Origin of the sequence: Chryseobacterium sp. NFX27 (assembly GCF_049887855.1) — a bacterium.
GTDB lineage: Bacteria > Bacteroidota > Bacteroidia > Flavobacteriales > Weeksellaceae > Chryseobacterium.
Window position 1 is genome coordinate 40,763 of record NZ_JAGEKK010000023.1, and the last position, 21,556, is coordinate 62,318.

At 37.6% G+C, this 21,556-nt stretch carries 20 protein-coding genes; 5 read left to right on the forward strand and 15 right to left on the reverse strand.

The annotated features are described in order from the left end of the window. Positions 1–114: 114 nt before the first annotated feature. Positions 115–1,155 carry an NAD(P)H-dependent glycerol-3-phosphate dehydrogenase gene (locus J4Q03_RS19310; protein WP_426049747.1) on the reverse strand — a complete coding sequence of 347 codons (1,041 nt, stop codon included), beginning with the start codon at positions 1,153–1,155 and terminating at the stop codon, positions 115–117. 226 nt (positions 1,156–1,381) lie between these two features. On the opposite strand from J4Q03_RS19310, the gene J4Q03_RS19315 reads away from it, so the two are divergent. Continuing rightward, on the forward strand, positions 1,382–2,413 hold the full coding sequence (locus J4Q03_RS19315) for a M23 family metallopeptidase (protein ID WP_426049748.1): 1,032 nt from the start codon (positions 1,382–1,384) through the stop codon (positions 2,411–2,413). Positions 2,414–2,987: 574 nt separating this feature from the next. On the opposite strand, the gene J4Q03_RS19320 is transcribed toward J4Q03_RS19315, so the two are convergent. The 5 genes from J4Q03_RS19320 to J4Q03_RS19340 form a co-directional block, all read right to left on the reverse strand. Continuing rightward, positions 2,988–4,163, reverse strand: a complete 1,176-nt coding sequence (locus J4Q03_RS19320; protein WP_426049749.1) for a MoaF-related domain-containing protein — start codon at positions 4,161–4,163, stop codon at positions 2,988–2,990. 17 nt (positions 4,164–4,180) lie between these two features. After that, positions 4,181–4,834, reverse strand: coding sequence for an NAD(P)-dependent oxidoreductase (locus tag J4Q03_RS19325; RefSeq protein WP_426049750.1), 654 nt, complete (start codon positions 4,832–4,834; stop codon positions 4,181–4,183). A 60-nt stretch (positions 4,835–4,894) separates the two neighbouring features. Continuing rightward, the gene (locus tag J4Q03_RS19330; protein WP_426049751.1) at positions 4,895–5,305 is read right to left on the reverse strand and encodes an Rrf2 family transcriptional regulator; all 411 of its coding nucleotides are present in this window, start codon (positions 5,303–5,305) and stop codon (positions 4,895–4,897) included. 66 nt (positions 5,306–5,371) lie between these two features. After that, on the reverse strand, positions 5,372–6,322 hold the full coding sequence (locus J4Q03_RS19335; protein ID WP_426049752.1) for a hypothetical protein: 951 nt from the start codon (positions 6,320–6,322) through the stop codon (positions 5,372–5,374). A 258-nt stretch (positions 6,323–6,580) separates the two neighbouring features. Continuing rightward, a complete protein-coding gene (locus tag J4Q03_RS19340; RefSeq protein WP_426049753.1) occupies positions 6,581–7,015 on the reverse strand; it encodes an FKBP-type peptidyl-prolyl cis-trans isomerase in 435 nt (144 codons plus the stop codon). A gap of 220 nt (positions 7,016–7,235) precedes the next feature. Between J4Q03_RS19340 and J4Q03_RS19345 the strand changes: the two genes are divergently transcribed. Further along, complete coding sequence (locus J4Q03_RS19345; RefSeq protein ID WP_426049754.1) at positions 7,236–8,240, forward strand: catalase; 1,005 nt, start codon at positions 7,236–7,238, stop codon at positions 8,238–8,240. A gap of 121 nt (positions 8,241–8,361) precedes the next feature. Here the strand turns inward: J4Q03_RS19345 and J4Q03_RS19350 are convergent, their stop codons facing one another. The 7 genes from J4Q03_RS19350 to J4Q03_RS19380 all read right to left on the reverse strand — a co-directional run bounded on the left by J4Q03_RS19350 (position 8,362) and on the right by J4Q03_RS19380 (position 14,434). Beyond that, entirely contained in the window at positions 8,362–9,405 is a 1,044-nt protein-coding gene (locus tag J4Q03_RS19350) for a TerC/Alx family metal homeostasis membrane protein (RefSeq protein ID WP_426049755.1), read from the reverse strand. A 175-nt stretch (positions 9,406–9,580) separates the two neighbouring features. Beyond that, complete coding sequence (locus tag J4Q03_RS19355; RefSeq protein ID WP_426049756.1) at positions 9,581–10,189, reverse strand: TerD family protein; 609 nt, start codon at positions 10,187–10,189, stop codon at positions 9,581–9,583. 61 nt (positions 10,190–10,250) lie between these two features. After that, positions 10,251–11,048 (reverse strand): hypothetical protein, encoded by a 798-nt coding sequence (locus J4Q03_RS19360; RefSeq protein ID WP_426049757.1) that lies wholly within the window; start codon positions 11,046–11,048, stop codon positions 10,251–10,253. A 166-nt stretch (positions 11,049–11,214) separates the two neighbouring features. Beyond that, a complete protein-coding gene (locus J4Q03_RS19365) occupies positions 11,215–12,384 on the reverse strand; it encodes a toxic anion resistance protein (protein ID WP_426049758.1) in 1,170 nt (389 codons plus the stop codon). A 2-nt stretch (positions 12,385–12,386) separates the two neighbouring features. Continuing rightward, positions 12,387–12,944: a TerD family protein gene (locus J4Q03_RS19370; RefSeq protein ID WP_073331796.1), complete on the reverse strand. Its 558-nt coding sequence runs from the start codon at positions 12,942–12,944 to the stop codon at positions 12,387–12,389. Next, complete coding sequence (locus tag J4Q03_RS19375) at positions 12,934–13,758, reverse strand: phosphoribosyltransferase family protein (RefSeq protein ID WP_426049759.1); 825 nt, start codon at positions 13,756–13,758, stop codon at positions 12,934–12,936. The genes J4Q03_RS19370 and J4Q03_RS19375 overlap by 11 nt, the downstream gene beginning before the upstream one ends. Before the next feature lie 7 nt (positions 13,759–13,765). Further along, positions 13,766–14,434, reverse strand: a complete 669-nt coding sequence (locus tag J4Q03_RS19380; RefSeq protein ID WP_426049760.1) for an HAD family hydrolase — start codon at positions 14,432–14,434, stop codon at positions 13,766–13,768. A 510-nt stretch (positions 14,435–14,944) separates the two neighbouring features. Here J4Q03_RS19380 and fusA point away from each other — a divergent pair. After that, positions 14,945–17,011: an elongation factor G gene (fusA, locus tag J4Q03_RS19385; RefSeq protein WP_426049761.1), complete on the forward strand. Its 2,067-nt coding sequence runs from the start codon at positions 14,945–14,947 to the stop codon at positions 17,009–17,011. Between the two features lie 186 nt (positions 17,012–17,197). Here the strand turns inward: fusA and J4Q03_RS19390 are convergent, their stop codons facing one another. Beyond that, positions 17,198–18,736 (reverse strand): SulP family inorganic anion transporter, encoded by a 1,539-nt coding sequence (locus J4Q03_RS19390; protein ID WP_426049762.1) that lies wholly within the window; start codon positions 18,734–18,736, stop codon positions 17,198–17,200. 605 nt (positions 18,737–19,341) lie between these two features. Here J4Q03_RS19390 and J4Q03_RS19395 point away from each other — a divergent pair. After that, complete coding sequence (locus J4Q03_RS19395; RefSeq protein ID WP_426049763.1) at positions 19,342–19,773, forward strand: transposase; 432 nt, start codon at positions 19,342–19,344, stop codon at positions 19,771–19,773. After that, the gene (locus J4Q03_RS19400; RefSeq protein WP_426049764.1) at positions 19,754–20,134 is read left to right on the forward strand and encodes a helix-turn-helix domain-containing protein; all 381 of its coding nucleotides are present in this window, start codon (positions 19,754–19,756) and stop codon (positions 20,132–20,134) included. Before J4Q03_RS19395 ends, J4Q03_RS19400 begins: the two co-directional genes overlap by 20 nt. A 1,002-nt stretch (positions 20,135–21,136) precedes the next feature. Here J4Q03_RS19400 and J4Q03_RS19405 read toward each other — a convergent pair. Further along, positions 21,137–21,337 carry a phosphate ABC transporter substrate-binding protein gene (locus J4Q03_RS19405; RefSeq protein WP_426049765.1) on the reverse strand — a complete coding sequence of 67 codons (201 nt, stop codon included), beginning with the start codon at positions 21,335–21,337 and terminating at the stop codon, positions 21,137–21,139. Positions 21,338–21,556: the final 219 nt, after the last annotated feature.

The following is a 21,556-nucleotide window of genomic DNA, read 5'->3' on the forward strand; positions in this document are numbered from 1 at the left end:
CCACACTCCATTAGATACAAATCATGAATATATGATAGCTAACAAAAAACCGTCATCCGCTCAAAAGAGCAAATGACGGTTTATTATTTTTTTACACTGTATAAACTATATAGCTTAATTCAGTTTTGCCGTTAATTTCTTAAACTGTTTTTCTGCATTTTTACCTTCATAAAGGATGGCGTAAATTGTATCGATGATCGGAAGTTTAAGATGTTTCTGCTTAGCCGTTTTATAGATTGAATCTGCTGCATAATAACCTTCTGCCACCATGTTCATGGACTGGATTGCAGATTTTACGGTATATCCCTTTCCGATAAGATTTCCTAAACTTCGGTTTCTTGAGAACAGAGAGTAGGCTGTTACCAGAAGGTCACCAAGGTAAGCACTTTCGTTAACATCTCTTGGGGCCTCGTATACAGCTTCCAGGAAGATTTCCATTTCACGGATCGCATTAGAAACAAAAACAGCTGTAAAGTTATCTCCATAACCCAGCCCGCTTGCTATACCGGCACCAATTGCAAAAATATTCTTAAGAATGGCACTGTATTCGTTTCCTAAAATATCTTTACTGGAATGTACTTTAATAAAATCTGAACTGAAAATTCCTTCCAGTTTGTCAGCCGTTTCATCCTCTACGGCAGCAACAGTAAGATAGGAAAGTCTTTCCATAGCGACTTCTTCTGCATGACATGGTCCTGCAATCACAGCCTGATTTCTGAAACCGATCTTAAATTCATCTCTTAAATAATGCGCTACCACATCATTTACTTTAGGAATGATCCCTTTAATGGCGGAAACAAAGATCTTGTCGCCATATTCACAGGTCATTTTATCCATGGTATCCGACAGGTAAATGGAAGGTGTTGCCAATACGATCACATCGCAGGCACTCACCAGTTCGTTGATATCTGTTGTAAGTTTTAGACTTTTAAGATTAAAATTAACTGCTGTAAGATAAGAAGGATTGTGTCCGCGGAGTTCAATGGCTCCCTTTACGAATTCACTTCTTACGCACCAGTGTACTGTTTTACAGTTTTCAACAAGCATTTTTACGATAGCGGTTGCAAAACTTCCGCTTCCTACTACTCCTACAGAAATGTCTTTCTTATTCTTTTTTGGATGAGAAGATTCTGAAATTATTTTCTTTTTAGCCATAATTGGAATGTGAACTGCAAATATATTAAAACAAAGACGGAACGCAGACTTTGGAGCTATGATAAAAACCACTTTCTGAAAAAATTAACACTCGAACACAATTAAATATCTAATCAGACGTTAAATACAGAAAAAACTAAGTTTTCTTTAAAAATATCCCTAAAAGAGTATTTTTAATTAAATTTGCATGCTTAAAACTGTTTTGTAATATACTAAGAGAAGAAAAATGAAGAAATTTCTAAACAGCAAGAAGAACGTGAATGTTCTCCTCGGAGGACTTTTGCTAGTAGTTTTTGCACAGGCGATCTTTATTGCCAGGTTATTTTCTGAGAAGGATGACAAGAAGTATGAAGTGAACCTTGTCAAAATAAACACTGAAAAAGACAGTGTAGATTATTTAAAGATGAAAACAGATCTTACTTTGGTAGATCAGACCGTAGCCGAACTCAATTCATTTCTGAGGTCCAAAGATATCACTAACGAAAAAGTGATGATCCTGAGTAAAGACAGTATCTCGAATTCTGTATACCTGGCCAAACAGGCCAACCGCTACAGCCAGTATCTGATGAATCTTCAGAAAAAACTGATGGAAGTTCCCCTGGGAATGCCTACCGATGGATATATCTCCTCTAATTTCGGCATCAGAAAAAATCCAATTCCTTTTAAAACCGTGTTTGCATCTGTAAAGTCCAGTGCCGCAGAATCCAAACCAATGGCTGCTGCTGCACCAAAACCGGAAGTAAAAGCTGAACCTGTTGAGAAAATCATTGAGTTAACAGACAGTTACGGTAATAAAAGAGAAGTAAAAGTAATGGTGACTCCAAAAGCGGCACCTGCTGCTCCGGCACCATCTCCCGCTGCTGCGTCCACAAAAGCTGTTGCCAGCAATACCTCATCAGCGAAGGCTCCCATGGAAAAAAACAATCCTCCTGCCGAAGCAGACCAGATGCAGTTTCATAAAGGACTGGACATTGCAGTTGCTTATGGCTCAGATGTGAGAGCCGCTGCCGCCGGAACCGTTATTTTCTCCGGTCAGAAAGGAGGTTATGGAAACTGTGTTATTGTTTCTCACGGAAACGGGCTGGCTACGCTTTACGGCCACTTATCACAGCTGGTATCAAAAGTAAACGATAAGGTAAAAGTGGGACAGGTTATTGCCAAATCCGGGAATTCCGGGCGTTCTACAGGACCTCATCTTCATTACGAAGTCCATAAAAACAATACTCCGGTAAACCCGAAACTGTTTATGAATTTATAAAAAAAATGGCTGTCTGTTGGACGGCCATTTTTATGTAATACTATCAAAAGAGTATCTGTGTATTCTGAAAACTCCGCGGAAAACGAAAAACATCAACCACAAAAGTCACAAAAGCTTTTAACACTCAAGTTATTTGAAGCTTAAATACTTTGTGAATAAGAAGATCACATAAGTTAAAAAAAAATCAAAGATTTTATAGTAAACAACATGTATAACATCTGTGAAAATCTGTGGTCAATAAAAACTCACACAAAAGCTTTTCAAACACTTAAGTTATTTTTTTAAGTTAAATATAATATACCTATAAAGTACACTAAAGTTTTATGAAAATCTTTGATTTTCTGCTTTATGTGGTCTTATTATTTTTCAGGATGATAAAACTTTTGAAACTAAAGTGATCTAAAGTGTTTAAAACTATAAGCTTTTGTGACTTTTGTGGTTAAAATAATTGAAGTGCATGGGGGCTTCGGGAGCCTCAGCCCCCAGAAGTGTTTGTCATCAATGATCTTGTTACCGGAAAATATCCTGTATTATCAATAAAAAAACTGCTATCGTTGGACAGCAGTTTTATATATTATTTCAGAATTTTAAGGGTTCCTTTCAGGTGGGTGAACGAGCCGTTAGGTTCTGCAATATTGGTATATATTATATTCTTATTGTAATCCTGAATATGGGTAACGTTAGAGCCTAATTTAGGTTCGTGCCAGTATACCATAAAGACATTCTTTGCTACTTCTACAGCAGTGTACTGTACGGTATCTGTATTGCCTTTTCCAATTCCTGAAACTCCTGTGAAAGACATCTCTCTGTTATCTTTAAAATCCAGGATGAACTTTAGTGTTCCGAAATCAACTTCCACTTTTTTTCCTATCACCGGATAAGGAGACTTCAGATCCCAGTCTATTTCGCCAAAGAAAACTTTTGCTCCCATTTCCAGTTCCTCTTTTCCGTGAAGATCAGGATATTTTTTAACCATAAAATCTACAACGGCAGCAGATGCCTTATTTTCGGTGACTGCTTTTTTATAGTTCTCCAGATAGTTTTTAACGAAATCCAGAGACTGGGGAGACAGAGACTGTTTTGCAAAATGAGAAGGGACCACCTGTTCAGGTTTTAGAGCTTTCATGGCATCAATCTGTCCTATCCACTGATCAATTGCTTTGATATTCTGGGTATCGGCCATCCAGAGATGGGAACCCACGGAAACAGAAATACCGCCGGCCACTGTTTTTAAAGATGGAATCCACACAAAACTGTGAGCCGTATCTTCAGTATTCTGTTGGATTTCAATTTTATTTCCTTCCAGATCCGGAATTGCATTGGCGGCTTCCGGAATAATGATTTCTGAGGGAGCATCTTCTTTAAGCTGCGACTTCCATACGGCCATTTTTTCATCTTTAGATGCAGATATAAGGTACGCAGTCTGTGCTGTTGAAATGATTTTTGCATTGGGGAATGCTTTTTTGATCACTTCCAGCCCAAAGTAAAAGTCAGGGTCGCTGTGGGAAATAAAAACTGTTTTCAGGTTTTTTCCTGTTGCCTTAATTTCCCTGACCAATTGTTCTGCATACTGCTTCTGAAACTGAGCATCGATGAGCACAGCATCTTTATCTCCGTAAATAATGGTGGAAGTAATAGGAAAGATGGCTTTAGGACCGGGATTGTAGACTTTGATCTTCAGGTTTCCTGCAAACATAATGCTTACAAACCCCAGCAGTGCCAGCATTGATAATAATTTCTTTTTTAACATTGTTTATTTTTATTAGATTAATAAGCTGCTGTGAAACGTTCACGGATGTGGTTGTTCTGCTCCAGCTCGTCTACCAAAACAGCTGCTACATCTTCTACGGAAAGACGGCTTCTTCCGTTTTCATCAAAAACAGGAGTTTCCAAAGATGTTCTGTACTTTCCGGTTCTCTCCCCTACATTAGCCTGATTCATTTCAATGGCAGGGCTGAAAAAAGTCCAGTCCAGTGTATTGTTATCTTTAATTTTGTTTAAATAATCCCTTGCGGCTGTTGCTCCCGGCTTATACGCTTCAGGGAAATCCGGGGTATCTACAATCTGTACATTGTCCGGCGTGTAAAGGCTTCCGGCTCCCCCAACTACGATAAGTCTTTTTACTCCTGACTGCTCTACTGCTTTTTCAATATTAATGGACCCGTTCAGGAAATCGTTGTAAAGATTTGGATTCGTCCATCCTGCATTGAAAGCACTGATCACAGCATCACTTCCTTTTAAAGCTTCTGCAAGTTCTTCTGTATTGTTTACGTCAACACTTTTTGCTGTTACATTTTCCTGTGATTCTACTTTAGAGGCATCTCTTACCAAAGCTTCTACAACATAACCTCTTTCCGCTAATTCATTAACTACTTTTTTTCCTACAAAACCGGTCGCACCGATTACTGATACTTTTTTCATAATATTTTTATTTAAAATTAAATTGTAATAAAACTTGTTACATTTTGGGTTAAAAAATTTTTATTCAAACTGCTCCGAAAATTCTTTCAGGGATTTATCGCCTAAAAACTGAGTAACCAATACATCTGTTTCTTCAAATAAGGTATTCAAATGGATATTAATCTCTTTTCCAACACTGCATGCAGGATTGGGATTCTGATTTTTCTTACCTAAAACCTCAGTATTCTTCACAGCTCTGTAAATCTCCGAGATACTGATCTGATCTGCATTTTTGGCAAGCTGACTTCCCCCGTCTTTTCCCTGTCTGCTGGCAATCAGGCCTGCTTCTCTCAATACGCTGATCTCTTTTCTGACAATCACCGGATTGATATTGATGCTCCCCGCCATCCAGTCAGAAGTGAGCCACTCCTGAGGACTTTTTGCCAATAAGGTCATAATATGTATTGCCGTAGCAAATCTTGTATTGTTCATTGTAATTACAGGACAAAGGTAAACAAATTTTTAAATGTAACAAATTTTATTACAGTTATTTTTTTCTTAAAGGATTAATTTATCCAGATCCAGCAGCAGATAATTGATATTCTGGTTAATGGTTCTGGTTGCAGACTGCATCTGGTTCAGCATGGCAGCACGGTTATGAAGGTCATCTGCCCTGTAAAAGCCTCCATCACTGAAAATCACAGACTGGTCAGCAGCAATTTTAACATCATCAAACTGGTAATGAAGCCATCTTTCCTTCATACTGCTGATAATGGAATGTTCTTCTTTATTGGAAAATTTTTTCTCTGTATACATATACCAGATGAAGGGAGGAAAATTCGGAGATTCAAGCTTTTCTCTCCAAATGTCTCTCAACAGGTTTCTCTGATGGATAAATTCCACTTTTTTACCTTTTGGATTAAGGGTTGCAAGCCCGAAGCCTGCTCCCAGGACTCCTCCACTGATATCAACGGCATTACTCCAGCCTCCATCACTGATGATTCCTCCGGCGACAGATGCAGCAGCCCCTGTTACAATGGAAAGCAGGATCAGTTTATTATTTTTGGAATCGTTAAGATTATCCACATAATTTCCAATTTGGGCAACTCTTTCTCCTTCACAGTCAAATTCCGCAGCTACAGCATCCAGTTCTGTGAGGGCAATGGTGATTTTACTGTTGATCTTCGTTTTAAGCTGCAGTACTTTAACCTGGGAAGCAATGGATGAGTCTTTTTTAAGATCGATAATTTCGTGAACTTCATCCAGATTATCCAAAGCATTCAGAATAAGGATGCTCTGATCGGAAAACATACCCTGCAGTTCTTTATTAGCTGTCAGGATAGAATCCGAATTATAAGATGGGATTCTGTTGCTGTAGTTGTATTTAAAGGGTGCTTTACAGTAACTGTCCTTCAGCGTAAGAATATTCTGCTTAATTACCTGATTTTTTTTTGAAACACAGGAAGCCAGCAGGCTGAATACCGCAAAAAGGTAAAAGAGTTTTTTCATTCAGTTTATATTTTTTGCTTTGTGATGTGCTGTTTAATCGCAAAGGTGCAAAGAGATTAATGGTTTACTTTTTAAGGCGCAAAGATTTTATCTCCGATAAATTTAAACTGCATATTTTGTACATCACCTTTCGGGACTCTCTGAAACCTTAAAAAATTACAACAATCTTTGTTCTTTGAAATTGATCAACACGAATATAGTACAAATAAAAAAAATTACCTGAATTCAGGTAATTTTTTAAGCTATTTTTAAGCAGGATTATTTTATATCCAACAGTTCCACTTCAAAAACCAGGGTAGAATTCGGTCCTATTTCTTTACTGATCTGCTGATCTCCATAGGCCAGGTGAGGAGGAAGAATCAGTCTCCACTTACTTCCAACCGGCATTAACTGAAGGGCTTCTGTCCATCCTTTAATTACCTTGTTCAAAGGGAAAGATGCAGGAGTTCCTCTTTTTACAGAGCTGTCGAAAACCTTACCGGAAATGGTAGTTCCATGATAATGGCACTTTACTGTGGATTTAGGACCCGGTTTTGCCCCGTTTCCTTCGGTAATGATCTCATACTGTAAACCGCTCGGCAATTGTACAACACTTTCTCTCTTACCATATTCTTCCATATACTCTTTACCGTCATTAAGATTCTTTTCGGCAAGTTCTTTTTTCTTTTTAAATAACATATCTGCTACTCCCATTGTTGATATTTTTTACAAAGATAGGGGTTTTTATTGGTTGAGGATTGATAGCAAATAGCGACAAGTTTAAAAGTAATTCTGCTTATCCAGATCTCAAAAAACTGGTAACCAGCAACCAGTAACCACTAATGAAAACCCTTTCTCTCAAAATTCAAACAATTTTAATATTATGTTAACACAGATTCGGAAACTTGGCGTTATAATTGAATTTAAAAACTAAATGCCACAACCACTAAAATATAATAAGAAATTCGATGAGCTTAATGAAGAGGAAAAACAACTTCTCGAAATCAATAAAAAGTCGATTGCCGACTTTGTTGAACAGTCTTCTTCTATAAGCGATGTCAATTATGCTACCAGAAATGCCCATGCAAAAACTTACGCTGCAGCTGATGGCACATTCATTATTGATAAAAATATTCCTGAAGAACTTTTTCAGTTTTTCGACGGTAAAAAATTTGACCTGACCATAAGGATTTCGAATGCCAATCTGAAAATCAATTCGACTGAAAAAGATGTTCCAGCTTATGGATTTGCAGTAAAAGTAAAGGATGAAAACGGTGGACTGATCGCTAATTTTCCACTGGTTAATTTTCCTTTATTTCCCACCAATTCGGTTTCCCATTTTCTGAAACTTTTTACGGCGGTAAACCGGTTGTATATAAAGAAATGGAAAGGTATGTTTTCATTGGCCGTTCAGGCTGTTAAGATGATTCCTTATTTTTTTACACTGTCTTTTTTCAAAAATATTTTAAAGCTTCTGGGCAAAAGGAATGACTTTATTCTCTCTTTTGATTATCATTCTGTGGGCGCTTACCGTCTTGGTGAAAATATGATTAAGATAAAACTGGTTCCGAAATCTGTCAATAAAAAATTCGGCCTGAAATTAAAAATGCAAGATGCTTTGAAAAGCTATTTCCGGGACAATAGTTATACAGCGGAGGTTTTTATACAGTTTTGCTATGATCTGAAAGACCAGCCGATTAACCGGCTGAATGTAGAATGGAAACATTCTCCTTACATTAAAGTCGGGGAAGTGATCATCAATCAGGGAGCACTTCTTGACCCCCGTGACTGTACCAATGAGTTGCTTTCATTCAACCCATTTGAAAGCAAACCTTTTTTCCAACCTGTAGGAAAAATACAGAAACTGCGTGATGAGGCGTATAAGATTTCTTTACAGACCAGAAGGAAAATTAATAAGTTGCTGAACAAGCATCAATAAAATCAGAATTAATTATTAACGTTTAATACGGCCAATATTCTTTTCAATAAAGAAGACCATAAAAAAAGCTCCTGAAAGTTTGACTTCAGGAGCTTCTATATTATAAAAGAATCTGTAATGCTTATTCTTCTTCAAGCTTTTCTTTTTCATCGTCTTTCTTTTCAGGGAAAAGAACGGAAACAAGAACGGAAAGCACCAATACTCCTCCAACGATTCCCAGTGAAATCGGAGACGGAATATGGATCCAAGGAGCAATCAGCATTTTTACCCCAATAAATGCCAGGATAATAGCCAGTCCGTACGGAAGCTTGCTGAACATATAGATAAAGTTCGCCAACAGGAAATATAAAGATCTCAATCCTAAAATCGCGAAAATATTCGATGTATACAGGATGAACGGATCATTGGAAATGGCAAAGATCGCCGGAATAGAGTCTACCGCGAAAAGAACGTCGGTAAATTCAATAACTCCCACCACTACCAGAAGCGGTGTTGCCATTTTGATTCCGTTCTGAATGGTGAAGAATTTATCTCCATCATAGTTATCGGAAACTTTCCAGAAACTTTTGATCAGTCTTGCACCAGCTGTGTTGCTGTAATCTTCATCATCTTCACCATCTCCTTCACCCCAGGATTTGATTCCGGCATACACAAGGAAAAGACCGAAGAGGGTCATCACCACATTAATTTTCACCGCCTCTCCAAAAACATTCATTTCAGGAAGATACGTCAGGTTAATAAGTTCTACTCCCGCAAAGATAAATATCGCTCTGAATATCAATGCTCCAATAATTCCCCAGAAGAGAACTTTGTGATGGAGGTATTTCGGAACTTTAAAGAACCCGAAAACAAGGATAAATACAAATAAGTTATCCACAGAGAGGGCTTTTTCAATCCAGTAGGCAGCCTGATACTGCGTAAATTTCTCTACGGCCACGGAATGGCTTTCAGGACTTCCGTCTGTATTGAAAACCCAATACACTACTCCGGAGAATATCATAGATAATGAAATCCATACGATAGACCAGATGGTAGCTTCTTTGGACGATACTTCATGGCTTTTTTTGTTGAATACTCCTAAATCCAGGAGCAACATGATAACGACTGTTACCGCAAATCCCCACACCAAGCCCGGGTGCAATTCTAAAATACTTTGATGTTCCACTTCAGTTTATGTTATTATATGATAAAAGCAATAGATGTACGGTATGCACAAATATTGCTAATTTTTAATGTTTTTATTTTGATATCAATATTATAAATAAGTTTTGGCTTAAGCCTGTAAAACTATTCATTTTTCCTGAATGAGCCAAGGCCCATTCTTACTGATTATCTATTGGTTATAAATAATTGGCCCGAACCGTTTGGATCGTCTGTTCCAGCTTTCTGTCCGAGGTAGGATCTCCGATTGCATTGAATTTCCATTCGCCGTTTCTTTTGTAGAAAACACCCATTACCATGGCAACGTGTCCTTTGAATGAGGCATCATTGGCGATATCATATTTAGCAAACACCTCTCTTACATTGGTAGGAGTTCCTTCATAGATACGGATAGAAGCGAAAGGAATTGTTCCGAAATCCTGTCCCTGGTAACTGTTCAGTACCAGTGCAACGTGTTCTACATTAGGTTCCAGCTGGCTGAAATCTATCGTGATCACTTCATTGTCCAGTCCATCGTCTCCGTTTACATCTCCGGTAAGGTCGTCCCCGCTATGTTTTACAGAACCGTTTCTTGACTTCAGGTTTCCGAAATAGATTACTTCTGTAAGCGTTTTGTTTGAATCAAATAAGATACAGCTTCCGTCTAAGTCTACTGCTTCTTTTTTAGTTCCGAAAAGTCCTTTTTTCTCAATTGCTCCCCAGTTGATTCCCACACAGGCTTGGGTAAGCTCGGCACCGTTTTCCTTTTTCAGGTTAATTCTTTGACCTTTTTGTAAGTTAATAGCCATTCTTTTATGGTTTATATTGTTATTTTATTATTGGGCGAAATGATAAGTTTTTCTTTTCGCTTTAATTATTATTCAGATTTAAATTAAGCATGGCACGCAGGATATTCGTTTCTTCGTCGAAATCAAATATTTTGCTCATAATATCTATATTTTCCAGGTTTCTGAGATAATCTTTCAGCACATTTTCCACTTCTTCAGGAAGCATCCGCTTTCTTTCATTGATGGAATTTTCCAGCAGCTCATTTTTATTTTTCAGCTGATTGATGATCGTCGTCTGATTCGACTGGTTCTCAGAAATATCAAGTTTTTCCAGATCACCGTCAAACAGATAAAGTTTTTTTTCATCAATGCCAAAAATAAAATAATCATCTGACTGAAATATCTTAAAAAGCTCATACTCATAAGTCCCGATCAGATAACCGCAGACAAAGCGAACTTTAAAGCTCTGAATATTCAGTCTTCCCAAAAGTTTCCTTTCTATCGTATAATCTTTATACTGGTAGGCAGGAAAAGGCTGGGATTTCAGCTGTTCTTCATCTGCATTAGACCTGTAGAACTCCTGTCCGTATCTTTTATGGAAATACAGAACCTTGTTCCAGTCTGCCGTAAAGATATTTTCGGTAAGATCTTTATAAACTGTTTTCAGATGCTGGGAAAATATACCGCTGTACATTTTCCGTTCGGTCTGAAAGCTGTCTCCACGCCTTTCTTCAAAACCTTCAATATATTTATTATTAACGTCGATTTCGTTAATCACAGCCAGCATATCATTTTCCTTCTGCCTTTTGATCTTGGTGAGAAGTTCTATGAGACTGTCGGTATACTGCAGGTGAAAAAGCTCCAGCTTCTTGTAGTCCAAAGTCTTATTTTCCTGAAATAAATTGTGTATAATATCTGTTTTGATGTAAATAGATATGATATCAATATGTTCAAAAAAATTAGCAAGAAGTTTAAGCTTTGTTAATCTTCTTTTACTCTGAGACATTATGGTTGCTGCATCATCCCCCACCTTGGTATCCTGATTATTAACCTCTTACGTTTGCTTTTAATTCATGTTCCAGTGTCTGAAGATCCTGATCCAGTTTTCTTCTTCCTTCAGCACCCTGCTTTTGGATCTGTTTCACTTCATTCAATGTGTTGATCAGCATTGAGGTCGTTTCTCTCAATGTTTCTACAGATACAATGGTCTGTTCGTTTGCTCTCGCCACATTCACTGAATTCTGACCCAGACGTTCAGCATTTTTCTTAAGAATCGCTTCCGTAGTGGAAGATACCTTCTGCTGAATTTCAATATTCTGCTGCTGTCTGTACATCGCCACAGCCAGTGAAAGCTGGTTTTTCCAAACAGGAAGTGTCGTGGTAAGAATTGTCTGTGCTTTTTCAGCGATAGACACGTTGTTGTTCTGTACCAGTCTGATCTGCGGAAGTGACTGCATCATGATGATACGCACCACTTTAAGGTCAGCCATTCTTCTGTCTAATCTTGCGATAAAATCTCTCTTATCAGCGATCTGATAATCCTGGTAGCTCTGAGGATCTGCTTCCATTTGGGCCAGTTCTCCTGCAGCTCTTTCCATTCTTACGTTTCCGGCGATCACCAGCTCTTCGATCTGCTTGATTGAATTCACATTGCTCTCAAAAATCGTCTGAAGTACAGCGTTGTCTTTGGTAGATGTAATAATTCCTGCATTTACTTTATGAGCAATCTGCTCGATATTGTTGATGATTTTATCATATTTCGCGAACAGATTTTCTACCTGCGAAACAATTTTTTTCATGAACGGGATCTTGCTAAGGAAGCTTTTCACCTTATTCTGCTGAAGTTCATCAACGTCTACATAGTTAAGTTCTACCAATAAATCGTTGATAAGCACGCCTACTTCTCCTGAGTTGGATCTTCTTACGTTTCCTAAAAAGCTGTCACTCTGGTTGGATAAGGTTTTCTGAAGTTCTGCTCCGTAATTCACAATGGAGCTTGGATTGCTCTCATCGATAGAATTGGCAAGAACCTCATATTTTTGACGTTCTTCTACCTGCAGCTGATTCAGATTTACATTTCCTTCTTTATCCACAAGAACCGCAGGTGCTGTATTTTGTACAGGCTGACTCGGTGGAGCCATTGGGGTGGGTTCAAATGTTTTAAGAGGTTCAATTGATCCCATTGGATCTATAGGTTGGTTGTCCTGATTGTCCATAATTACTTTTGATAAATTGATACGAATTTGTCGAGACCGTCTCGCTGACCTGCCCCCACAGCTTCAAATTTCCATTCTCCGTTTCTGTTGTAGATTCTTCCGAATTCTACGGCAGTTTCAATAGAGAAGTCTTCGTCTAATTCATATTTCAGAATCTCTTCATTGGTATCTGTATTGAAAATTCTGATGAAAGAATTTCTTACCTGTCCGAAGTTCTGCTTTCTTGCATCAGCATCGTGGATTGTAACCACTACTGTAATTTCCTGAATCGCTGAATCTATTTTTGTAAGATCTATTTTGATCTGCTCATCATCTCCTGAACCTTCTCCTGTAAGGTTATCTCCTGTATGGATCACAGATTTGTCCGGAGATTCTAAATTATTATAGAAAATAAAGTGATTGTCTGAAACCAGCTTTTTGTCCTCGCCCAATAAAAATAAAGAGGCGTCAAGGTCAAATCCTGTTCCTGTAGAAGTATTATTGATATCCCATCCTAAGCCCACAGTGAATTTAGGTGCGTTAATGTTTTCTCTCTGTCCTTTTTGTAAGTTAATAGCCATAATATAGTTCCGTTTGCGTTAAAGTATTGATGTTATTTTCGTATTCTTTTATTAAATGATAATTATTGCTGATAGCCAGCTCCAAAAGCAGGTCCATCTGCTCCTTTTTTACTTTAGACGTAAGATAGTCAAAATTACTTGAATCCAGGCCTAAAATATATTTCACGATTCTTGTGTTAAATTCAAAACTTGGCTTTCCCATTACTTCTGCAACGTGTTTTATATTTTTCACTGCATAATAATTAAAGAAGTTCTCAATGGTCGGATCAATCTCAAAATTCATCAGTTCCGCATAATAGAGAAACATAAAGTCTGCTTCTACATTATATTCGTTCAAAATCCTGTTTACCGTGTATTCATGGCTTCCTGTGATTTTTATATCGTCTATAAAAATACAAAGTTTTCCGCGTAAAAAATCTTTATCAATATAATAAGTATCATTCGCGATCAGATTCTTCCGGTCTTCAAAATTAAGGTTGCCATAATCCGTGATATAGGTGTGGTTACGGTTGATCTTCGATAAAATACTGGATCTCATTCCCATCTGAAAAAGGTACAGGTCAAGATGCTTTTTAAAGAAAAAACATAAAAAATTAGAAGCTGTAGGAATCGCCATATACGGACTTGGAAGAACTACAATTTCCTTTTCTGTGTTTAAAAGCTCTGCATGTCCTGCGATAAACCCGCTGAATAATTCTTTAGCAAACTTTTCAGCATACGACTTATCGCCATACTTAAAATAGCTGTATTCTGCGGGTGAAAAAGTAAACTCATCCGCCGAATGAATGTGGTGTAAGCTGTATCTCTTATTCATATTAATTTTAGTGTTTAAGTAGGTGTGCACTGAAACCAAAATCTTTTGCCCCTTTAAAATCAGCTACCGGATTGTCTCCAATATGAAGAATACGGTGCATGGGAAGATCCTGATCCTTAAGATTATTTTTCACTTCCTGGAAAATAAGGGGGTTCGGTTTGGAAATATTGATCTCATCAGAATAAATATGGAAGTCTATATACTGATCCAGCTCTTCCTGAATCAGAAATTTCCTCATGGTTCTTCCTTTGATAAATCCTGTGTTGCTCAGAATATTCACCGTTTTTCCCTGATTTTTGATCTGATCAAAAAAATCTTTTATACTTTCAAAAATGACAACAGGCTTATATTCTAAAAACAAGTCTTCGCTTTTCAGATAAAACCCGTCCAATATTTCTTTATCTAATTGTTTTACATCTACATCCAGCGAACCGAGGATGAGTAAGTACATTTCAAAAGTATCAATATTCCCGCCTGTCACCTCATTAATCGTATTGCACAAATCATCGTAATATCTTACTGTTTTCGCAACTTCCTCAACAGGTTTGTCAATATCAAAAAACGAGGTGAACAGCTCAACTCTTTTTGTTTTAAATTCAGGGTGAGATTTGATTAAGGTGAGCCACAGGTCAAAAGAAAAATGACAGTGGTTGTGAATGTCGATATCCGTTTTCAATAGTTTTAAGTTAAAAGTTTTATTTAGCTTTTTGAAAAAGATTTTTAAAATTGTTTAATCATCAACAGGTGTTTCATTAGGTATTCTTCCCAAAGATAAAATTTTTCTCATAAAAGCATGACGTACTTCTCTGTTTTAAGAAATTTTTATGAATTTTCGCCCACTTTTCTACTGATTACAGCCGGACTTAACAATTTGTTTAAATTCATTTCGCAAAAGATTTTTCTAAAAAGTTTTGAACAATTAAAAAAATTATCTAATTTCGCAACCGATTAAAAATCAACAATGTCAACAATAATGATAAATATAATAACTTTAAACAACCCTGTGAGAGCTGTGTACTCTGGCAGCAATCAATATTTATCTGAATAGTTCCTTAGATCTTTTATTACTAAAATATATTGAAGACCTATCTGTTCAGATGGGTCTTTTTTGCTGCCTTATTTTCAGATCTCAAAAAGAGGAGAATACATACCGTATTCTTAAAATCAACAATTTAAATTCAGCAAAATGAAATATAACACAAGAAATATAGGAATCATAGCGCATGTAGATGCAGGAAAAACCACTTTAACAGAAAGGCTTCTTTATTACACAGGACTTATTCATAAGATCGGAAATGTAGATGATGGCAATACGACCATGGATAAAGATATCCAGGAAAAAAACAGAGGAATTACCATTTCATCCGCGGCGGTTTCCACACAATGGAAGAAAGAGGAAACAGTTTATAACATCAATATCATTGATACTCCCGGACACATCGATTTCGCAGTGGAAGTCGAGCGTTCTTTAAGAGTTCTGGACAGTGTAATTGCTGTTTTCTGTGCCTCTTCAGGTGTTCAGCCACAAACTGAAAATGTTTGGTTCCAGGCTGAAAAACATGGAATTTCAAAGATATGCTTCATCAATAAAATGGACAGGATCGGAGCCGATTTCTTTGCCGTTCTTAACGAAATTGAGACGAAACTTAATGCAGTTCCTATAGCCCTTCAAATTCCGATCGGCGCTGAGGACCAGTTTGAAGGAGTGATTGATTTAATCAAACAGAAAGCTTTATACTGGACGGATGAAAACAGGGAAACCGTTGTTGAAAAGGAAATTCCTAAAGATCACAAAGCCGATGCCGCTGAATACAGAACGAAATTAATGGAAACGCTCGCAGAATATGATGAAACGTTCTTTGAGATTTTCATGGATTCTGACAACAGAATTACTGAGGTACTGATCACTGAAGCTTTACAGAAAGTTTGCAGATCTGGAGCTGCCGTTCCGGTTCTCTGTGGTTCTGCTTTCAAAAACAAAGGGGTACAGCCTCTTTTGGATGCGGTAGTGACTTATTTTCCGGCACCGGATCAACTTCCCGCCGTTCAGGGGAAAGACCCTTACACGGAAGAAGCTGTAGAATTGGTAAGAAATGAAACGGAATCTTTTTCAGGCCTTGTTTTTAAGGTCGTGATCGATAAACACATGGGGAGACTAGCTATGCTCCGTCTGTATTCCGGGACGATAAAATCCGGTGATATGGTCCTGAATGTAAGAACAGGGGAAAGTTTCAGGATTTCAAGAATTCTGAAGATGCAGTCTGATAAAACGTTATCTATTGAGGAAGGAAAAGCAGGGGATATTGTAGCTTTAACAGGAATAAAGGATGCTAAAACGGGAGATTCTTTATCAGCGGTTGGTAAATCTGTACTTCTGGAAGCCATTACCATTCCTGCTCCTGTGATCAGAGTCTCCATAGAGCCTAAAACGAACAGTGACGAAAAATCTTTCGGGTTGGTTCTGGCTAAGATTCAGGAAGAAGATCCTTCTTTAGTGGTGGAAAGAGACCGGCAGACCGGAGAAACTTTATTGAGCGGCCTGGGTGAACTTCACCTTGAAGTCACTTTGGAAAAAATCCGCCTGAATTATGGTATAGAAGTCAATCAGGGGAAACCTAAAGTATCTTACCGGGAGATTTTAACAGACACCAAAACCTACAGGGAGAGACTTTCCAAGCAGAATGGAGGAAGTGGACAATTTGCTGATATCACTTTTGAAATCGGACCCAGAGAGAACGGTGAGCCTGGACTGGAATTCATTAATCTGATCAAAGGAGGTGTTATTCCGGGAGAATTCATTCCTTCCATAGAAAAAGGTTTCAGAGAAGCCATGGAAAACGGACCATTGAAAGGGTATCCTTTGGAAAGTATGAAGATCAGACTTCTGGACGGTGCTTTCCATCCTCAGGATTCTGCTGCATTTGATTTTGAAAATGCTGCACGAGACGGATTCAGAGCGGCTGCTTTATCATGCATTCCTAAGCTTCTGGAACCGGTAATGCAGGTTGAGATCCAAAGTATTGAAGAATACACAGGCGCTGTGACTGCTGATATCAACCGGAGAAGGGGAATTATTTCGTCTATTGATGAAAGATCAGGAAGAAAGATTTTCACAGCGGAAGTTCCGTTAGGTTCTACGTTCGGATATATTTCCGACCTGAGGACTTTAACGAGTGGTAGGGCTTCAATCAGCATGAAATTGTCGCACTATGCTTTAGTGCCTGATTTTATTGCGAATACATTAATAACCTAAAAAACGAGGGCTGTAAAGTAATTTTGCAGTCCTTGTTTGGTTATTGTTGTGAACGGTTAATTCTGAATTTCTATATTCCGCAGATTTAATTCTTTTTTACCTTAAACTCTTTATTCTTTATTCTTTATTCTTTATTCTTTATTCTTTATTCTTTATTCTTTATTCTAAGAAATCATTTTTAATCTCCTACTTCTCCGGCATTACTTTATACGTAGGATCTTCCTGGATATTGACTTCGATAACGGCTTCGGCAGTTTTCAACATCTTACGGCAGTCCTCACTGAGGTGGCGGAGGTATAGTTTTTTGTTCTGCTGACTATATTTTTTAGACAGTTTATCCAAAGCATCAATAGCACTCATATCCACGATGCGGCTTTCCTTGAAATCTACTACAACTTCATCCGGGTCATCCATCAAATCAAATTTATCCATGAATGCGGTTACCGAACCGAAAAATAAGGGACCGTATATTTCGTAATGCTTCACTCCTTTTTCATCGAGGGATTTTCTTGCACGGATTCTTTTTGCATTATCCCACGCAAAAACTAGTGCAGCAATTATAACTCCTACGAGTACCGCCAATGCAAGATTGTGAAGAATAATGGTTATCAGAGCTACAGTAACTCCTACAAATATGTCAGATTTCGGCATTTTATTGGCAATCCGGATGGACACCCACTGAAATGTACCTATGGCAACCATCATCATGACCCCTACCAGCGCGGCCATTGGTATTCTTTCAATAAACGGAGCTCCGAATAAGATGATGGCAAGGATCATGACTGAACCTATAATCCCGGACAGTCTGGCTCTGGAACCGGCATTGAGATTAACAAGGGTCTGCGCTACCATTGCACAGCCTCCCATTCCACCGAAAAAGCCATTCGTGATATTGGCTATTCCCTGTGCTACAGACTCTTTGTTGGCATTTCCTTTTGAATTGGTAATTTCATCTACCATAGAAAGTGTCAAAAGAGATTCGATAAGACCTACTCCAGCCATCACCAGAGCATATGGAAATATAATCTGCAGTGTTTCCAAAGTAAAAGGAATCTGAGGGATATGGAAACTTGGAAGGTTTCCACTGATGTGAGCAATATCTGCTACAGTTTTTGTAGGAATATTAAAACCAAAAACTACTGCAAAAACTACAATAATTGCCACCAAAGAGGCAGGAACAGCTTTTGTGATTTTAGGGAAAAAGTATACAATAGCAATCGTAAGGGCTGTAAGTCCCGCCATAACATATAAAGGCATTCCCTGAAGCCACCCGGAAACTCCGGCACTGTCTGTTATTTTAAACTGTTCTATCTGGGCCATAAAAATAATGACCGCAAGACCATTCAAAAAGCCATACATCACAGGCTGCGGAATGAGTCTTACAAATTTTCCCAACTTAAAAACTCCGACAAGCATCTGAAAAATCCCCGCCATGGCAACAGTGGCAAAAAGATATTCTATTCCGTGGGATTTTATCAGAGCGATCAATACAACAATAGTGGCTCCTGCTCCTCCCGAGACCATTCCGGGGCGGCCCCCTAAAACTGCAGTGATGAGTCCCATCATAAAGGCAGCATAAAGACCGGTAAGCGGGGACAATCCGGCTAAAATTGCAAAGGAGAGTGATTCAGGAATCATAGTCATGGCTACTGTAAAACCAGCCAGAAGTTCGTTTTTGTAATTTATTTTTTTCGAGAAATCGAATAAGCTTATTGTATTTTTCATTGAAATGCAAAGGTATATACTTGAAGGATGGAATACAATTACTATGTTTTATCTTTTTTAAATATTATTTTACTAATTAATAATTCACATAATAGTTGAATTAATTTGTTAATTTTAATTAAAATTAGTTATAAAAGATATTTTTTATGCATTTTTGAGAATTAGGTTCTAATTTTTATTTAAATTTGACAACTAACATGCAGATTATACACTATCAATTAAACATTTTTATAGGTAGTAGGATCTGTCAGCACTAAGGTCAATAGTTAAAAATATTACGAAAACTGTATGAGTTGTTTTAATAGCATATGCATACAGAAGCATAATAATGGTTGCATTAGAATCAATTGAAGGCATACAGCAGAAGGAAATGGAGATGTAAATATTCTTAAGGTATAAATAACCTGAAAACAATTATCGGCTGGCCATCCCCCGGACTGCCGACTGTACATATACCAAAGTATGGTACTGAGCTAAAATTTTCTTTTTGCCGCGGTTGAGATTTTCTCAACGCACCCACATTTTACATGTGTTGTCATTCGCTGAAATGTAAATATTTTTTCTATTTTCTTTAATTCATGAATTAAAAAAATAGTACTCTATAAATGTTATATAAAGAAATTCATATAGGAAAGTTTATCAAGGAGATGGTTGATGAAAATGAGGTATCCATGGAGAGGATCTGCAATTTTCTCAATAAGGATGATCAGTTTATTGAAAATGTATACCAAAGCAGGTCCATAGATACGGATTTACTTTTGCGATGGAGCAAGCTTCTGGAATATGATTTTTTCAGACTTTACAGCTCTCACCTTATCCTTTACGCACCTCCGTCTGCGGTGAATAAGAATCATAAGAAGTCTGATAAGATTCCTTATTTCAGGAAAAATATTTATACCCAGGAAATCAAAGATTTTATTATGAAAAGGATTTTATCCGGCGAAATGACCTACGGTGAGGTCATCAAAGAGTATTCTATTCCTAAAAGCACGCTTCACCGGTGGCTTCAGAAAAACAATGATAATACTAACGGATAAACAGAATTTCTTTATGCGTCCCAATTACAAAAAGATATATTATGATATGCTGAGGCTGGAGCATCCGGAAAAGCTGAAAGACCCGAAGATCAAAGAACTCCTGGGAAAACTGAATACCACGGAGGATGTATTAAATTTCAATGACAAGATTTTTGAACAGTCGAAAGAAAGCCAGACCAACAATCAGAAGCTTAAAACCTATGATAAAGAAACCATGTTTAAGCTTTTACAGTATCAGAATAAGCATGGCTTCTCTACCAGCTATATGTCCCGGAAATATAAGATCAGCAGAACAACGATCATGAACTGGAAGAAAGCTTTCGAAGAAGAAATAGAAAAAATGATTAATGCCGGCGAATAATCGCCGGCATTTTGTAAAAAGGTAAGGATCAAAGAAAGTCTGGGGCTGTCTTGCCGGATTCGAACCGGATAGCCTTGCCGGACTTACCGGCTTCGCTATTCCTCCCAAAATGTGTGACGAAGTAACTTTCCTTTACGACACTTTTATATCTTAAACAAGGCAACAGCTGAAAGTGTATGGCGTGCTCTAACCAACTGAGCTACTCTTCCTATGATCAACTGTATCTTTTTGTGGAAGAGGCGGGATTCGAACCCGCAACCCCGTCGTGATAAGCGAAGTAACACTGTTCTACGGCACTCTTTTATTTACATCAAGGTAATTTTCGTACAGACACTTTATGCTTACGTCTTACTTTAGACTACTGCTTTCGCAGACAGGAGTTGCACCTGCATTTTAAGCCTGGAACGAAGTATTTCTATCCTACGATACTTGATATTAACTTTTTCTCTATTTTTTACTTTAGATTTTCATTTAGATAAATCATTTTTTTTAAATCAAGGTAATACTGAAAGGATCTTTCTGTGTTTTGCTCTACCTGCTGAGCTACAATCCCGTTTACAACAAGGAAGGCAGGGATCGAACCTGCGACCTAAACGTTTAACAATCGAAGTATGATCCTAAAACGACACTTGACTTTTTATTTTTACTTTAATAATTCATTATAAATGAAGTCATATTGATATAAATGATATTGCTTATTATTTAAATCAAGGTAACAATGAAAGGATCTTCCGTGCATTTGCTCTACCTGCTGAGCTACCTCTCCTTTTCGAGGGAAAAGGCAGGAATCGAACCTGCGACACAATGTTTCAAAATCCCGAAGTATGACCCTAAAACGACACTTGATTATTTTTAAGCAGGGCATTCTGTTCAAACAGAAACTTATGACAGAGTGATACCATTACACCATCTGTTTCCAGAACAGGATTTGAACCTGTATTGCTGCCCCCAGCGAAGTACTTCTGTTACGGCACCTGCTTTCCATTTTTAAAATGAGCCTTTCTATATTTTTTCCAGTTTCTCTGAATATTTTTTCTGACGGGAATTAACCGTTTCGAAGCCATGTGGAAAGCAATATAAACATCCCATTTTATCTCCATGCAGCAGTCGTGAGATCTGTATGCCGGAAATTTTCTTTGGAAAATCAATAAGTTCGTATTCATTGATTCCAAAAGCTTGCTTTAATACTTTTTCTATTTTCATGTATTGAGAATTAACGTCAATACACTGCTTCTTTAAGACAAGGTTTATCAATTTTCATGGTTATTATCTTTAAATACTTTGCTTTATTATTTAAAAAACCAAGCAACTGACCATAAGAGTTTTTGAATGTATTCAAATTGGAAGTTTGACGATGAAACTCTTATTGTACGGCATTGGTTTGTTTTACCGGGCATCTGGCGGAAAGACTTTGTTTCAAGT

What these genes read in the sequence shown, in the direction of transcription:
- J4Q03_RS19400 (WP_426049764.1), top strand. Translation starts at nt 19,754, where the DNA reads ATGATAATACTAACGGATAAACAGAATTTCTTTATGCGTCCCAATTAC.
- J4Q03_RS19345 (WP_426049754.1), top strand. Translation starts at nt 7,236, where the DNA reads ATGCCACAACCACTAAAATATAATAAGAAATTCGATGAGCTTAATGAA.
- fusA (WP_426049761.1), top strand. Translation starts at nt 14,945, where the DNA reads ATGAAATATAACACAAGAAATATAGGAATCATAGCGCATGTAGATGCA.
- J4Q03_RS19335 (WP_426049752.1), bottom strand. Translation starts at nt 6,322, where the DNA reads ATGAAAAAACTCTTTTACCTTTTTGCGGTATTCAGCCTGCTGGCTTCC.
- J4Q03_RS19310 (WP_426049747.1), bottom strand. Translation starts at nt 1,155, where the DNA reads ATGGCTAAAAAGAAAATAATTTCAGAATCTTCTCATCCAAAAAAGAAT.
- J4Q03_RS19375 (WP_426049759.1), bottom strand. Translation starts at nt 13,758, where the DNA reads ATGAATAAGAGATACAGCTTACACCACATTCATTCGGCGGATGAGTTT.
- J4Q03_RS19365 (WP_426049758.1), bottom strand. Translation starts at nt 12,384, where the DNA reads ATGGACAATCAGGACAACCAACCTATAGATCCAATGGGATCAATTGAA.
- J4Q03_RS19320 (WP_426049749.1), bottom strand. Translation starts at nt 4,163, where the DNA reads ATGTTAAAAAAGAAATTATTATCAATGCTGGCACTGCTGGGGTTTGTA.
- J4Q03_RS19355 (WP_426049756.1), bottom strand. Translation starts at nt 10,189, where the DNA reads ATGGCTATTAACTTACAAAAAGGTCAAAGAATTAACCTGAAAAAGGAA.
- J4Q03_RS19390 (WP_426049762.1), bottom strand. Translation starts at nt 18,736, where the DNA reads ATGAAAAATACAATAAGCTTATTCGATTTCTCGAAAAAAATAAATTAC.
- J4Q03_RS19315 (WP_426049748.1), top strand. Translation starts at nt 1,382, where the DNA reads ATGAAGAAATTTCTAAACAGCAAGAAGAACGTGAATGTTCTCCTCGGA.
- J4Q03_RS19370 (WP_073331796.1), bottom strand. Translation starts at nt 12,944, where the DNA reads ATGGCTATTAACTTACAAAAAGGACAGAGAGAAAACATTAACGCACCT.
- J4Q03_RS19395 (WP_426049763.1), top strand. Translation starts at nt 19,342, where the DNA reads ATGTTATATAAAGAAATTCATATAGGAAAGTTTATCAAGGAGATGGTT.
- J4Q03_RS19330 (WP_426049751.1), bottom strand. Translation starts at nt 5,305, where the DNA reads ATGAACAATACAAGATTTGCTACGGCAATACATATTATGACCTTATTG.
- J4Q03_RS19325 (WP_426049750.1), bottom strand. Translation starts at nt 4,834, where the DNA reads ATGAAAAAAGTATCAGTAATCGGTGCGACCGGTTTTGTAGGAAAAAAA.
- J4Q03_RS19405 (WP_426049765.1), bottom strand. Translation starts at nt 21,337, where the DNA reads ATGAAAATAGAAAAAGTATTAAAGCAAGCTTTTGGAATCAATGAATAC.
- J4Q03_RS19340 (WP_426049753.1), bottom strand. Translation starts at nt 7,015, where the DNA reads ATGGGAGTAGCAGATATGTTATTTAAAAAGAAAAAAGAACTTGCCGAA.